20 protein-coding genes are annotated in these 13,691 nt (G+C 60.9%); 16 read left to right on the top strand and 4 right to left on the bottom strand.

Features of this window, described 5'->3' with window-relative positions; genetic code table 11:
* Positions 1 to 11: 11 nt before the first annotated feature.
* From I6A82_RS09275 to I6A82_RS09330, 12 genes are all read left to right on the top strand, one after another.
* Positions 12 to 1,064, top strand: coding sequence for a phage major capsid protein, P2 family (locus I6A82_RS09275; RefSeq protein ID WP_198094630.1), 1,053 nt, complete (start codon positions 12 to 14; stop codon positions 1,062 to 1,064).
* A 53-nt stretch (positions 1,065 to 1,117) separates the two neighbouring features.
* Positions 1,118 to 1,912: a phage terminase small subunit gene (gene gpM / locus I6A82_RS09280; RefSeq protein ID WP_198094631.1), complete on the top strand. Its 795-nt coding sequence runs from the start codon at positions 1,118 to 1,120 to the stop codon at positions 1,910 to 1,912.
* Between the two features lie 140 nt (positions 1,913 to 2,052).
* Positions 2,053 to 2,544 carry a head completion/stabilization protein gene (locus I6A82_RS09285; protein ID WP_198094632.1) on the top strand — a complete coding sequence of 164 codons (492 nt, stop codon included), beginning with the start codon at positions 2,053 to 2,055 and terminating at the stop codon, positions 2,542 to 2,544.
* On the top strand, positions 2,544 to 2,756 hold the full coding sequence (locus I6A82_RS09290) for a tail protein X (protein ID WP_198094633.1): 213 nt from the start codon (positions 2,544 to 2,546) through the stop codon (positions 2,754 to 2,756). The genes I6A82_RS09285 and I6A82_RS09290 overlap by 1 nt, the downstream gene beginning before the upstream one ends.
* An 8-nt stretch (positions 2,757 to 2,764) precedes the next feature.
* Positions 2,765 to 3,169 (top strand): hypothetical protein, encoded by a 405-nt coding sequence (locus tag I6A82_RS09295; protein WP_198094634.1) that lies wholly within the window; start codon positions 2,765 to 2,767, stop codon positions 3,167 to 3,169.
* Positions 3,162 to 3,467 carry a hypothetical protein gene (locus I6A82_RS09300; RefSeq protein ID WP_198094635.1) on the top strand — a complete coding sequence of 102 codons (306 nt, stop codon included), beginning with the start codon at positions 3,162 to 3,164 and terminating at the stop codon, positions 3,465 to 3,467. Before I6A82_RS09295 ends, I6A82_RS09300 begins: the two co-directional genes overlap by 8 nt.
* 31 nt (positions 3,468 to 3,498) lie before the next feature.
* Positions 3,499 to 3,957, top strand: a complete 459-nt coding sequence (locus I6A82_RS09305; RefSeq protein WP_198094636.1) for a D-Ala-D-Ala carboxypeptidase family metallohydrolase — start codon at positions 3,499 to 3,501, stop codon at positions 3,955 to 3,957.
* On the top strand, positions 3,954 to 4,328 hold the full coding sequence (locus tag I6A82_RS09310; protein ID WP_198094637.1) for a hypothetical protein: 375 nt from the start codon (positions 3,954 to 3,956) through the stop codon (positions 4,326 to 4,328). Before I6A82_RS09305 ends, I6A82_RS09310 begins: the two co-directional genes overlap by 4 nt.
* Before the next feature lie 207 nt (positions 4,329 to 4,535).
* Positions 4,536 to 4,751 carry a hypothetical protein gene (locus I6A82_RS09315; RefSeq protein WP_198094638.1) on the top strand — a complete coding sequence of 72 codons (216 nt, stop codon included), beginning with the start codon at positions 4,536 to 4,538 and terminating at the stop codon, positions 4,749 to 4,751.
* On the top strand, positions 4,751 to 5,248 hold the full coding sequence (locus I6A82_RS09320; RefSeq protein WP_198094639.1) for a phage tail protein: 498 nt from the start codon (positions 4,751 to 4,753) through the stop codon (positions 5,246 to 5,248). The genes I6A82_RS09315 and I6A82_RS09320 overlap by 1 nt, the downstream gene beginning before the upstream one ends.
* Positions 5,245 to 5,934, top strand: a complete 690-nt coding sequence (locus tag I6A82_RS09325; protein WP_198094640.1) for a phage virion morphogenesis protein — start codon at positions 5,245 to 5,247, stop codon at positions 5,932 to 5,934. Before I6A82_RS09320 ends, I6A82_RS09325 begins: the two co-directional genes overlap by 4 nt.
* Before the next feature lie 1,081 nt (positions 5,935 to 7,015).
* Positions 7,016 to 7,456 (top strand): phage virion morphogenesis protein, encoded by a 441-nt coding sequence (locus I6A82_RS09330; protein ID WP_198094641.1) that lies wholly within the window; start codon positions 7,016 to 7,018, stop codon positions 7,454 to 7,456.
* Here the strand turns inward: I6A82_RS09330 and I6A82_RS09335 are convergent.
* Together I6A82_RS09335 and I6A82_RS09340 are read right to left on the bottom strand one after the other, a co-directional pair.
* Entirely contained in the window at positions 7,412 to 7,894 is a 483-nt protein-coding gene (locus tag I6A82_RS09335) for a GFA family protein (RefSeq protein WP_198094642.1), read from the bottom strand. The two genes, I6A82_RS09330 and I6A82_RS09335, sit on opposite strands and share 45 nt — an antisense overlap.
* Positions 7,895 to 7,990: 96 nt before the next feature.
* Complete coding sequence (locus I6A82_RS09340) at positions 7,991 to 8,836, bottom strand: flavodoxin family protein (protein WP_232343606.1); 846 nt, start codon at positions 8,834 to 8,836, stop codon at positions 7,991 to 7,993.
* Positions 8,837 to 9,206: 370 nt separating this feature from the next.
* On the opposite strand from I6A82_RS09340, the gene I6A82_RS09345 reads away from it, so the two are divergent.
* On the top strand, positions 9,207 to 10,010 hold the full coding sequence (locus I6A82_RS09345; RefSeq protein ID WP_198094643.1) for a S1/P1 nuclease: 804 nt from the start codon (positions 9,207 to 9,209) through the stop codon (positions 10,008 to 10,010).
* A gap of 172 nt (positions 10,011 to 10,182) precedes the next feature.
* On the opposite strand, the gene I6A82_RS09350 is transcribed toward I6A82_RS09345, so the two are convergent.
* Both I6A82_RS09350 and I6A82_RS09355 read right to left on the bottom strand, forming a co-directional pair.
* Positions 10,183 to 10,938, bottom strand: coding sequence for a hypothetical protein (locus I6A82_RS09350; RefSeq protein WP_198094644.1), 756 nt, complete (start codon positions 10,936 to 10,938; stop codon positions 10,183 to 10,185).
* A 6-nt stretch (positions 10,939 to 10,944) separates the two neighbouring features.
* Positions 10,945 to 11,124, bottom strand: coding sequence for a hypothetical protein (locus tag I6A82_RS09355; RefSeq protein WP_198094645.1), 180 nt, complete (start codon positions 11,122 to 11,124; stop codon positions 10,945 to 10,947).
* A gap of 515 nt (positions 11,125 to 11,639) precedes the next feature.
* Between I6A82_RS09355 and I6A82_RS09360 the strand changes: the two genes are divergently transcribed.
* Genes I6A82_RS09360 through I6A82_RS09370 form a run of 3 tightly spaced genes read left to right on the top strand, consistent with a single transcriptional unit; the run spans position 11,640 to position 13,689 of the window.
* Entirely contained in the window at positions 11,640 to 12,539 is a 900-nt protein-coding gene (locus I6A82_RS09360) for a baseplate assembly protein (RefSeq protein WP_198094646.1), read from the top strand.
* A complete protein-coding gene (locus tag I6A82_RS09365) occupies positions 12,536 to 13,174 on the top strand; it encodes a phage tail protein I (protein WP_198094647.1) in 639 nt (212 codons plus the stop codon). The genes I6A82_RS09360 and I6A82_RS09365 overlap by 4 nt, the downstream gene beginning before the upstream one ends.
* Entirely contained in the window at positions 13,174 to 13,689 is a 516-nt protein-coding gene (locus I6A82_RS09370; RefSeq protein WP_198094648.1) for a phage tail-collar fiber domain-containing protein, read from the top strand. Before I6A82_RS09365 ends, I6A82_RS09370 begins: the two co-directional genes overlap by 1 nt.
* The last annotated feature ends 2 nt before the right edge of the window (positions 13,690 to 13,691 follow it).

The raw sequence follows: 13,691 nt of genomic DNA on the forward strand, positions 1-13,691 counted from the left end.
GAGCCACCCGCATGAACATCCGTCCCGAAACCGAAGATCGCTTTTCCCGCTATGTGGAAGCGGTGCTGGAAGCCAATGGCCGTGATCCCGGTGCCGATCCGCTCACCGTCGCCGCGCGGTCCTTCGCCGTCGATCCGACCGTGCAGCAGCAGCTGCTTGATCGCATCCAGCAGAGCGATCTCGGCCTCTTCGCCAAGTTCAACAACATCCTGGTGAACGAGATCAAGGGCGAGAAGATCTTCATGGGCACGAGCGGCAAGGTCGTCGCCTCGACCACCGATACCGATGTGAATGAACGCAAGCCGGTCAGTCCGATCGAGCTGGCCGACGACCAGTACGAATGCACCGTCACCGACTGGGACACGATCATCAAGTTCGCCTTCCTGGACAGCTGGGCCAAGTTCCCGGATTTCGAGGCGCGCATCGGCCGCTGGCTGGTCCGCGCGCAGGTGGAGGATCGGCTGAAGATTGCCTTCAACGGCACCCATCGCGCTGCCACCAGCAACCGCGACGCGAACCCGCTCGGCCAGGACGTTAACAAGGGCTGGCTGCAGCACATCCGCGAACAGGCGCCCGCCCAGAACATCACCGAGATTCAGGGCGGCTCGGGCAAGGTCACCTACGGGGCCGGCGGCGACTATCGCTCGATCGATCAGCTGGTGCTGGAAGCCTATCACGACGTGATCAGCCAGCCTTACCGGGCCAGCGGCAATATCGTCTGCTTCATCTCCGAAGGCCTGCTCAGCGATCGCCATTTCAAGCTGGTCGATCAGGACAAGCCAAGCGAGGAAATCGCGGCGGACCAGATCATCCAGACCGCGCGCGTCGGCACCCGGCCCGTAGAGATCGTGCCCTGGTTTCCCGAAGGCACTATCCTGCTCACCAGCCATGAAAACCTGTCGCGCTACGAGCAGGAGGGCTCCCGCCGCCGCAAGATCGAGCAGGCGCCGCAGCGCCGCGGCTTCGTCAACTGGGAAAGCTTCAATGAGGCGTTTGTCGTCGAGGAGTACGGCAAGGCCGCGCTCATCGAGAACATTGCGCCTTTCGAGGCACCGGAAGCCTGATCGCTCCCCCCCCCTGAACCCGTCTCACGCTCGCGCCAGCCAGGACCAAAGTTATGAAGTCAAAACTTCGCCAGATTCGCGAACGTAAGCTCGCCGAAGCAGCCATCGCCAATGCGCCGATGCCCATCGCGGCAACGCCGGCGCGGCGCGATCCCGCGCAGGCGGCTGCGGATCTGAAGCTGGTCCAGCTGACCGAGGATCTAAAGCGGTTGAAGACGATCGAATCGATCGAGAAGAAGATCGATCTGAAACGCGAGCTGCTGCCTGCTTACACCGATTGGGTCTTCGGCCTAGCCGCGCATCCCGACAGGCTGCCGCAGGGTGAGAAGAACGACGTCTTAACCAACATCCTGATGTGGGCGATCGATACCGGCGCTTGGGAAACCGCGCTGCCGCTCGCCGATGTAGTGGTCACCCGCCGCATCCCGCTGCCGCTGCGCTTCGATCGCAGCGCGCCCTGCGCGATTGCCGAGGAAATCGCCGAGGCCGCGCTGGTGGCCCTGCGCGATGGAAAGGCGTTCGATGCCGACATCGTCGACACGGTGCAGGACCTGGTGGCGGAAGAGGACATGCCGGACGAGGTCCGCGCCAAGCTCTACAAAGCAGAGGCGCAGCTCAGCGCCCGCCGGGCTGCCGAGTTGGAAGGCGAGGGCGGTGTTTCTGCCGACGGCGTGGCCGGCGCCTATCGCATGTTCCTCGAAAGCGCTCGTGCCGCCGCCCAGCGCGCGCTGGAGCTCGATTCCAACTGCGGTGCCAAAACGCTGCGCCGGGATCTCGACCGCAAGATCGAGAAACTGCTGCCGAAGACCGAACGCGAAACCGAACCCGCTGCCGATACCGGCAGCTGAGCGAGCTGCGCTCCCCAGCGCCGGGGGGCGGATGGCAGGCCGGGAACATCTCTCTCCCCCTCGGCCGTGCCTTCCCCACCCCCCGAACCACCTAAGCGGCGCGTGCCGCGACCACGAACGGAAGAGGGACGAACAGCGATATGCCTTCCTCGCCGATCTCCGTCATCGCACCGCCGCTTGCCGATCGCGCCGTCGATCCGGCTGAAGACGCCGTCACCTGCGGCCCGTTCTGGCCCGCGCTATCGATCGCCGCTTTCCGCAAGGTCCAGCGACTCGATGATGCAATTACGCCCGAACGCGCCCGAGCGGCGCTGCAGGGCGCGATGCAGACCGCGCTTCTCGATCTCGCCGAATTCGCGCTCGCCGCCGTCGCGATGAACCAGCTGACGCTGGCCGAGATCCCGGCAGCCGAAATCGACGGTCAGAGCTTCCTCGTCCTAGCCTGGCAGCGCGCGATCCATGCCTTTGCAAAGGCGGAGCTGATCGAGAGCCACCGCGATTATGATGCCACGGGCAGGGGCGGCGTGGATCCGGAAGTCGCCGATCGGCAGGTCGCTCGCCTGCGTGCCGACGGCAAACTTGCCGTCCGCGACATCCTCGGTCGTCCGCGCCTTCGTGCGGAGCTGATCTGATGGCAGACGTTACTCTCATGGCGCTGGACGGCGATACGCTCGATGCGCTGATCTGGCGTGAAGCGGCGCTCGGCCCCGCTGCCTTGCAGCCAGTGCTCGCCGCCAATCCGGGGCTGTCGACCAACGTGGAACTCGCCGCCGGCGCGCCAGTGCGCTTACCCGCTACGGCGGACACCCCGCCCGTTCGAACCATCCGACAGATTTGGGACTGACTGCCGCGATGTTGCCTACCGAAACCAACGCGCTGGTGGCGCTGTTCCTGGCCGCGCTCGGCATTGCCGCGCCACTGCCGGACTTGACCGGCGGGCTCTTCCTTTCGCTCGCCTGCGCCTATCTCGTCATGGCGCTGACGCCGCCGGAGCGACGTCTGGCCTTCTGGCTGACGCTTGCGTGCTGTCTGATTGCATCGACCATCACGGCGGCGATCTGGACCCGCATCGTGCCGGACTGGTCGCTGCAACTGCTGATGGCTGCCGCAGGCGCCCTGTCGCGCCATCTGGCGATGGGAGCGATCGAATTCGGCAATGCGCTGCAGGATCAGATGGGCAAGCTGCCTTTGGAGCTGAAGGATCGCCTGCTGGCAAAGTTGGGCAGGGGTACCTCGAAGGACGACCGCGATGATTGATTTCATCGAACCTCTTCACAGCCGCGTGATCGGCATTGCCTATCTGCTGCTTGCTTTCGGCTTCCTCCATTTCGCGCTGCCCGCGGTGATAAAGTCGGGCCGCTGGCACATCGTAAAATTCTGGTGCTTCGCGATTGCGCTGGGCACCTTCGGGCTAGGTCGTTTGTTCGGCCCGATCTACCTGGAAGCGAATGCCTGGATTTACGCGCTCGGCCATTATGGCCTGTTGACCTACGCCACCTTGCGCCTCGGCCATATCATGCTGAGGCACAAATGCGACTGGTGGAACACGCCGTGACTTTCCCGCAACCGAACAAAGGAGTGAGCGGATGAAGCTCTCCGAACATTTCACCCTCGCCGAGATGACCGCATCGCAGGTCGCCGCTCGGCAGGGCATCGACAATTCGGCCGGGCCGGACGAGATCGCGGCGTTGCGCCGCCTTTGTGAGCGCGTGCTCGAACCCGTGCGTCGCCATTTCGATCGTCCGGTGATTATCTCTTCCGGATATCGTTCGCCCGCGCTGAACCGGGCCATCGGCGGTTCGGCAGCCTCGCAGCACAGCTTGGGCGAAGCGGCGGACTTTACCATCCCCGGCGTTCCGAACATCGAGGTCGCGCGCTGGATGGAGACCCATCTGAATTATGATCAGCTGATCTACGAATTTGGCCCGGCAGGCTGGATCCATGTCAGCTATCGCCAGCCTTTCCGAAATCAGGAGCTCAGCGCTGTCCGCCGCCGCCGCTTCGGCCGTTTAGGTACGCTCTATCTGCCGGGCCTGGTGGCATGATCGAAGTCGCCGGTTTCGGTGTGAAGCTTGCGGGCGCGCGATCCGCGCTGATTGCGATTGCCTGCACCGCCGCGCTCTGCCTGCCCACTGCCTACTGCAAGGGGCGGGATGACGGTGCGGCGAAAGCCGAAGCTGCCCGGGCCGTTGCGAACGTCGAGGCGCTCGAAGCCGACGCGGTCGCAGCCGGTGCGGCGGCCGAAGAACGGTTGGCCGATGCCCTGCGGATTGACGACAAGGAAGAGGAACTGATCGATGCGATTGCCGAACTGCCGGACGCGGCTCCCGATCCTGTGCGCGTGCGCCTTGGCTGTGAGCGCCTGCGCGCCCAGGGAACGCCTGAAGCCGATCTTTCCGCCCTCTGCGGATCTTGAGGCGGCGACCGAACCCAAGCCGATCGCGCCGGTCGCCATCCTTACCAGCGCAAAGGCCGCGGCCGAGTACGACATCGCGGTCGAAAACTGGGGCGAGCGCCTGAACGCCGCCGGCGGCCGCATTTGCCGCTGGGCCGTACGCAACGGCGCGGCGCTGCCCTTCACCTGTCCACAACAGCTCTCCGCCCCCGAAAGGACCGAACCGAAATGAACGATCGCAAGACGCTCCACATGCTGCGCCATGGCCGCGATTTTCCCGCACAGTTCCTCGACGCGGCTGAGACGCGTGCGCTGGAACTGGCAGACGGTAGCGCTGCCGAAAAGAAATTGGGCAGCGATATCGCCGCCGCACTGGCCGATGCGCGCCCGCCTGCAGCCGCAAAGTCGCGCGCCCCGAACGATGAGGCTGCGGTCGAGGCCTGATGCGCAAGGCCGATTCCTTGCGGGACTGGCTGCTCCGTTCGGTCACTGGCCTGTCCGGCAGTCCGGAGCGGCTTCACGTTTTCGTCTCCGACGGGGCAATCGACTTCGCGCGCGGCTCCAGCCTGTCCTTCGGCTATCGCTACCGGCTGACGATTGTCATCCGTGATTTCGCGCAAGGCCTCGATCAGCTGATGGTGCCGCTGGTCATCTGGTGCGCCGAGAACGAACCCGCTTTGATCGATCAGAGCCAAAATCTCGGCTTCGACTGCGACATCGTCGACGACAGCCGCAGCGACATCGAGATCCGCCTCGAACTGCGCGAGCCGGTGGTGGTCCGGTCCGATCCCGAAAATCCCGATGGCTTCATCGCCGAACATCCCGATCCGCAACCCTTCCCGGATCGGTTCGAAGGCGTAGGGGAGGCGTTGCTTTCCGATCTCTGGTTGGACGAGTTCGGCACCGATCGCTTCCTCGCGGCCACCCGCCGGGCGTCATGAGCGATAATCTGGACGCCGAACTGGCGCGCATGGAGCGCTGGATCGGCGGGCTGATCGCCGCGCTCGGTTCCGGCCCCCGCCGAAAGGCAGCCGGCAAGATCGCCAACGCCATCCGCGGCAGCCAGGCAAAGCGCATCGCCGCGCAGCGCAATACGGACGGCACGCCCTTCGCACCGCGCCGGAAGGCGGCAGGCCCGCCCGTCGTCAACCGCGCCGTCAGTTTCCTCTATCCCGAAGGCGGCAGCGGCAAACCGCGCAAGGTGACTATGAAAAGCTGGAAGAAGGACGGCGGCCTAATGACCGGGTACGATATCGAAGCGGGCGGCATCCGCAGCTTCGAACGCGTCGCGATCATCCGCTTCCTTCCCGTCGACCAGGCAACCGCAAACCGCAGCGCCCCGCGCCCCAGCGGCCGCGCCACCGTACGCCAACGCCAAATGTTCAGGGGCCTGCGCACATACCGCCTGCTGCACCGCAAATGGAGCGCCGAGGATGTCGAGATCGGCTTCGACGGTGCATCAGGCCGCATCGCCAGCATCCACCAAGACGGTCTGTTCGAAAAATCAACGCCTAGTTCGCCAGCGGTTCGCTACCCAACTCGGCAGCTTTTGGGCCTAACCGGTTTGGACGAAGCTAGAATTAGCGAGATCATGTTCGATATGCTGGTCGGGAGTGCCACCCTCTAAAGTCAAGTCAGATCACTCGATGGTGAGTAGAAAGACCGAGATCTAGTGTGAACAGTAATTTTGGATCTAGACGTCCAGTCTTATGGCTGGCATTCAGCTTGCGTGGACATTACAGAGCTTTCAAATCGCAACTTATCCAGTTGGGATGCCGCCTCACTTTTTAGGCCGCGTCCGCCAGCGGGCACGCGAGAGATTACCATACCGTCCAATGGCGGCAGTGTTGCGATATGGGTGCCTGATAGATTTCGGGCCCGACTTCGTGGTCAATTGTTGAGCGAATCACGCTCCATCTTGCTCAAGGCTAGGAAAGTAGCAAACAAAGTTACGTTAGCGTACACGCTTGGCGGGTCAATTGGCGGCACAATTGCGACGGGTGGACTTGTAGCGATTGCTACAGGGGCTGGACCTGTTAGTTTAGTAGGGATCGCAATAACAGGTATCGGTGCCATTGTTACTGGTTCGGGCTTGTGGGTTGGGCATCGGCTTAATGACATTCGCGCCGAGTACGACTATGAGATTGAACTGCTTCGGGACGCCGTGGAGGAGTTGAGGTGATTTTCAGCCTTACGCAAACTGAATTCGCTGCTCTTATATTGGGCGTCGTAATTTTCATTGCAGCTACTGTCTTGGCAATACTCTACAGTGTTTGGCGCCGAGCAGTATACGACTTCAAGAAGACACGGAGAGATCGCGCTGAGCAAACCGCCGAAATGTGGGCAGCAATGAACCTGCCTTGGGATTAGGTTACTTCCTACATATCTCTATTTGGCGCGCCGGTGTGCGTTAGTCAGTCAATTCATGATAAGCCTGTCTGTTAGTTCTCCCGGCAATTTCTGCTTTTTGCCCGCAAGTTCGGCAAGTGAGAACGATGTCTTCGTTTAGGGTTTAATGTTCTCGCGCCTACTATCCGACGTGTAAGCGGACTAAATGCTTTTTGACCCGCGCAAGTTGAGGTGAACAAGCATATCGATCTGCGCGTGCCGTTGGCGGTTCGGTCCGATCCAGAAAATACCGATGCCTTCATTGCCGAACATCCCAATCCGCAACCCTTCCCGGATCGGTTCGAAGGGGTAGGGGGGCGTTGCTTTCCGATCTCTGGCTGGACGATTTCGTCACCGATCTCTTCCTCGCTGCCCCCCCGCCGGGCGCCATGAGCGACGATCTCGGCGCCGAACTGGCGTGTATGGAGCGCTGGATCGGCGGGTTGATGGCTGCGCTAGGCCGCGGTCCCCGCCGAAAGGCAGCTGGCCGTATCGCCAGCGTCTACCAGGACGGCCTGATAGAAAAACCGGCGCCTAGTTCCCGCCCGGTCCGCTACCCGGCCCGCCAACTTCTGGGCCTGACCGATCTGAATGAAGCTGAGATAAGCGAGATCATGTTCGATATGCGAGCCCAATGTGCTGGCGCCAATCGGACAGCGTGGCCAACTGTCGAATACGACCACATCGAAACCCGTGCCGGTAAAGATCGCTTCAGATCAGCTGCCAGGGACCAGATCGGCGGCCTGAAAGGCATCGATTAGCGGCTGGGTATCATCGAATTCGGTTTCATAGCTAAGTGCAGTTGCCAGCGTGGCCCATGGCAGCGCCGATCGAGTGAATATTTCACCTACCGGCCGTACCCATTTGTGGTTGTCCAAGGTGGTAGGCCGCAGGATGATGATTTCGCTGGAGCCTTCGGCAAGCGTGTGGGTCCAGCCAGCGCAATTGGGGCAGCTATACTGATGGCTGGGCTTGCCGCTGTCAGCAATCTTGGTCCAAATCCGCGGCTCACCTTTGGTCACTTCAAAACTGTCTCGCGGCACCGTCAAGCCCAACGAAAACGCGCCGGAGGTCAGCTGCTGGCAATCGGTGCAATGACAGGCAAAGGAAAATAATGGAGCGGAGCGCGCAACATATCTGATCTCCCCGCAGCGGCAGCCTCCCTTCAATGCTGGTTGCTTGGTTTTTGCAATTGGCATGGCAGCCTCTTTCGAAAGGGTTCTAAGTGTCGAAAAATAGTGTGTGCTTTAGAAGGATAAGACCGCTAGTCGCTCGTTAGCGCCGCCGATGCCTCTCTATTTCGAGTGATGTTCCGAATAAGGCCAACCTGGCTTGCCCCCATCGTCCCATTCGGTAAGCACATTGCCAACCGCCGGAATACCGCCCGCCTCCTTCAGCATCTTGGCCATATGCATCAGATTGAATGCCATGAAGGTGGTGTTGCGCTGCGTAAAAGCATTGTCGAAGCCGACGCGGCCTGCGCCATCTTCCTGCTTGTCACCATAGGATGGTCCGGGCCCAATTTCGCCGAGCCAGCCGCTGTCGGCTTGCGGCGGGATGGTGAGGCCGACATGTTGCATCGAATAGAGCACGCTCATACCGACATGCTTCACACCATCCTCGTTGCCGGTAACAAGGCAACCGCCAACCTTGCCGTAAAACCGGTACTGTCCTGCATCGTTAACCTGCCCGCTGTGGGCGTATAGCTTTTCGATGAAATTTTGCGCCACAGAGCTTGCCTGCCCCAGCCAGATCGGCGTGCCGAGCACGATGATATCCGATGCAAAAACCTTGTCGGCCAAGGCGGGCCAGTCATCCGTGGGCCACCCATGTTCGGTCATATCCGGATAAACGCCGGGCGGCAGATTATACTCCGTAAGGCGAACGCGATTTACCTCAACTCCTTGATTGCGAAAAATTTTGTCTACCGCATCGAGGAGCGTATCGGTATGCGAAGGCTGCGAGGGATGCTTTAGCGTGGCGTTGAACAACATGGCCTTGAGGCCCTGAAAACTGTCGTTTCCACTGTTACTAATTTGCTTCTGAGTGTCGTCTGGCATGGTTTTTCCTGTTCGCTTGCGGCTTGTCGGAAGCGTCAGATAAAAGACGCCTATCGTGCTTGATCGATCCGTCGATTGCATCAAGTAAGTGCAATCATGTCTCGGCCAGGATCGGTTTGCTCGTCCCTTTCGCAGGATACGCGCCCTCAACCCGCTGCGCTTTGCCGCATGACCAGCAGCTATTCCCGGCGGCCCAGCTCATGATCCTCGTCCTCCATCCTGAGGCAGCACGAGGATCTGCGCGAGGACTTGAACCTGCGGATCGGTAGAACCGTCGGCAGTCAACGGTGTCTCGCAGCGTTCTGAACCAGTCCACCTTTCGTCCGGTTTCAGGCCTTTTTACACATGACCAAAATGTCCGGCTTTGGGGCGCAAAGCTGCCATCGGCGGTTGATCATGAAGGGTGATTCTCCCGCCTGACACAGCCGCCACTGTCCTCTAAAGAAACCGAATGAAATTTATCCTCGCCATTTCCGCTCTGGGTTTGCTCAGCCCGTCTTCCGCTTACGCCTGGGGCCAGAACGGCCACCGCATCATCGGCCAGATCGCGCAGGACAATATCGACGGTCGGGCCCGCGCGGCGATTGTGAAGATTATCGGCGATGAAGATCTGGCCACGCTGTCCACCGTCCCCGACGAAGAGCGTTCGAACCCCGCGCCGTTCTGGCAGAAGACGGCCTCGCCCTGGCACTATGTCACTATCCCGGAAGGCGAAGCCTATGCCGATGTCGGCGCGCCGCCCGAAGGAGACGCCTACAGCGCTCTCGAACGCTTCTCGGCCGTGCTGCGCAATCCCGCCGCGTCGCAAGAGGACAAGCGTACCGCGCTGGCTTTCGTCGTTCACCTGGTCGCCGATCTTCACCAACCCATGCACGTCGGTGATGGCACCGATCGGGGAGGGAACGACGTCCGCGTCACCTTCTTCGGCGATCGCACGAATCTGCACAGCGTGTGGGACACTGCTCTGATCGAGGGGCAGAACCTCAGCTACACCGAATATACCAACCGTCTCGAAAACGAGATGACGCCACAGGACGTCATCGACTGGTGGACGCCCGATCCAATGGTCTGGATCGCCGAAAGCGTTGAAGTTAGGAAGCAGGCCTACCCACCCGCCAACGCAGACGGAAAGGCGCCGTCCCTCAGCTACGATTACCAGTATCGGCAGCTGCCCTTTGCCGAACGGCGTCTGAAGCAAGGCGGCATCCGGCTTGCGGCATATCTCGAGTGGTTGCTCGCTGTTGACGAGCGATAATTGTCACTTCTCCGGTCGCGGGATCAATGCCGGTTCGCCTGTAATCGAATTTACTGGATCCAAACCGTGGTAAAACTCTATTGCAAGACTTCTTCCACTAGTCCTTTTGACAAAAGTAGAACCTAATGCAGCGGATCGTGAGAATATAAGGGCTAATTAACTTACCTCATCCCTACTCACTTGAAGTCAATGGTGCATCTTTCGGCCAATCATTTAAAGCAAAAGCAGCTAACACCTCGCCAGCAATTTCTCGCGTCATTGCAGCCAATTGCCCAGCTTGCCACGGCAAAGAGCCATCATCAGTACTGTATTGCTGTCCAGTCTGTTCGTCTTGCATCACGAAGCCGCCCCAGCTCGAAGGGCTGTCAATCTCATCAAGGATGGCCGGAAATTCCTCTAGGCTATGTGCCCCCCTATGGTTGCGTAGGAACTGGATTACTTGACGACGATTTAATCTCTCTCTGTCAGCATAGGGAACGCTAGGACTTCCGTTGACTGGGATCATCCCAGGGGGCGTTCCAGGCAAGGCTGCAGAGGCTCGGAATACAACCTCGTTCCACCAAACACTAAACTTCAGCCGCCTCCACGATGTGGATGACATTTCTATTACCGGCTTAAAAGAGCCCAGGAGCGGTTCGTTTTGAAGCCTGATCGCTGTCAGCGGAAAGTATGCCGACAAGATCTTCGGATTATCTTTATCTTCAGGCGAGGGGAAGGTTACCTTGCCACGCAACTCGACAGCCCTTCGACCCTCTGTGAGAATGTTCTGCACTTCCGTTGCGATCAGAAACACATATTCAATCCTGCCTTGATCATAATCTTCGCACAGACTTTTCAAGGTTTGCAGTTTCGCGTTGTGATCGGCGACAGCTTGCTCGTCGGTTCTTCTGCGCATAAGGCCTTGATAGCCTTTGCCTTTCCTAGCCATTCTTTCTCACTCCTCCAGCCACGGGATCATCACCAGCTTGTCCACCTCGATGCCCCACGGCTCGAGGTCTTTCGTATCGATCGGCTCACCTCTGCACATCCGCTCCAGAAGCTGGCCCAATCCGCGGCTTCGCGCCTTGCGCACACGTTCGGGATCGAAAGCGATCGTCCTGATTTCTTCGGGCATATTTAGCTAACCCATCCCCAGATGGTGCTGCCCAAAATGATAAGCAGAATTGCGGCGCAAATCACGGTCGGCAGCAAATCCGGAAACCGGATTGTTCTTTTTCGCGGACGATCGGCAATGCGATCGGACCATTCCCTCAGCATCCCGTTGCCCCTCAGTTGTCTTCACAGATTTCGCAAAGCGAAACCTCATCGGTGATCAAGCCTTCGCCAAGGCCGAAAGGGCGACCGCAATGAACGCACTCCGTTATAGGCCGGGCGTTGAAACTCGGAGCAATCAAGCCGGTCTCAGCTTCCCGCCGGCGTTTGTTTTCACGCCAGGCACGCCTTTCTCCTTCAGTGAACGCCATGGTTCCATCCCCCCATCCACGGCCGCGACGTTGTCCTGATGGGATTTCGAAGCTGCACCGGTCCTTGCGAATATGCCGTAAATCGCACGTCGGTCAAAGCGCGGAAATCGCATTTCCGCGCAGGGCTTCGTTGCTTTGAACCCGGCCATCCGCGTCATTGGCGCGCATGGCGATCTCCGGTGAAAAGTTTGATGGCGTGGATCTCTCGCGCTTGCCCGCGCCACGGGTTGCTGAAGCTGTCGGCTATGACGCCGTGCGCGCCGCGATCATCGCCGATATCGCCGCGCTGTTCCCGGAGTTCAGCTCACTCAGCCCCGCCGATCCGGCGGTCAAGCTCGCCGAATATTTTGCCTATCGCGAACTGCTGATCCGGTCCCGCATCGACGAAGCAGGGCTCGCCGTGATGCCCGCCTTCGCTTCCGGCCCGGACCTCGATCATATCGGCGCGCTCTACGGCGTGGAGCGCCAGATCATCATCCCTGCAGATCGCGCGCGCGGCGTTCCCGCCGTGCTGGAGAATGATGAGGATCTGCGCGCCCGCATCGTCCGCGCGCCGGAAGCCTTCACCGCCGCCGGTTCAGTCGGCGCCTATGTTTCGCTCGCAACCGAGGCAGACGCCCGCGTACGCCGTGCCAGTTGCATCAGCCCGGCACCCGGCGAAGTGCTGGTGACCGTTCAGTCACGCCAGGGTGACGGCAGCGCATCGGCCGATCTCGTTTCCGCCGTCGCAGCGTTTCTCTCTGCTGAGGAACGGCGTCCGCTAACCGACCGGCTCACCGTACAATCCGCCAAGATCCGCCCCTACGTCGTCACTGCGTCGATCCGGACCTATGCCGGTCCCGATTCCGGGCTGTTGATCGAAACCGCGCGGGAACGGCTGAGCGCCTGGCAGGCCGCCAACCAGCTACTGGGCCGGGACATCACCCTCGACGGCATTCTCGCCCAGCTGCGCGTCGAAGGTATCAGCCGCGTTACGCTGCATGGCTGGAAGGATGTCATCTGCGAAGAGACCGAGGCTGCGTTCTGTACCGGTATCGCGGTCCATGCGGAAGGCATTGGCGAATGAGCCTGCTGCCGCCTTCCAGCACACCGCTTGAACGTGCGATCGAGGCCGCGCTCACACGCCGCATGGACGCGGTCGAGGTGCCGATCCGGGACCTCTGGAAGCCGGACACCTGTCCCGCGCACCTGCTCCCCTGGCTCGCATGGGCGCTGTCCGTGGATCTGTGGGATGATGGGTGGAGCGAGGCACGCAAGCGCCGCGTCGTTGCCGATGCGTTCTTCGTGCACCGGCACAAGGGAACGATCGGCGCCGTCCGCACCGCGCTAAAAGCGCTCGATATCGGTCTCGACATCGTCGAGTGGTTCGAAAGCGGGGACGCGCCGCACACCTTTCGGATCACGGCATTTGCGGAGAGCATCTTCGCCGCGGGCTTGGGCATCGATGAACGGCTGCTCGCGATGATCGCCGCGCAGATCGACTATGTAAAACCCACCCGCTCGCATTACAGCTTGCGCATAGGCGAGCATTTCGATGTCGCCCTGCACCTTCGCACTGGTGTCCGCCGCAGTCACCGCCAAGCCGGCATGCTCGTGCCGCAGCCGGAGGCGCAGGGCGTCACCGCTTCGGCATCGGTCCGGTGCGGCTTCCGGCACCGTCAAATAGACCGAGCCGTGCAGATCTTCGCGGAGGCTGCGTAATGCCCACCGCGCTGATCACCGACATCGGACTTACCAAAATTCGCACGGCCGCGGGCTCGGCGGGGCAGGTGGCCATCTCCCATGTCGCTCTCGGCGACGGACTCGGCGCGGTCTACAGTCCATCCGCAGCGCAGCAGACCCTGAGGCGGGAGCTCGCTCGCGTGCCGATCACCAAGCGCCAGCCTCTCGGACGGAGCAGTTGGCGCGTCATCGCCGAATTTCTCTCCGACACGCCGGCATTCGATGTTCGGGAAATGGGCTTCTTCGATACCGACGGCGCGCTCGTTTCGATTTGGGCAGGGCTGGACATCGCGCCGCGTCGCACCGGTGCGATCGATTACATCGTCGAGCACGTGCTCGATTTCAGCCGTGCGGCGGAAGGCCTCGTCATCGTCGATGCGCCAGATGACGAGCTCTACGCCTTCGCCGTCCAAAGCCTTCGCGCCGAGGCGATCACCGCCAACGAACTGCACGCGCAGCGCCTTGCCATCACGGCGCTGCGGAAAGGAAACTGATC

Source organism: Novosphingopyxis sp. YJ-S2-01, from assembly GCF_016093175.1.
Taxonomy (GTDB): Bacteria; Pseudomonadota; Alphaproteobacteria; order Sphingomonadales; family Sphingomonadaceae; genus Novosphingopyxis; species Novosphingopyxis iocasae.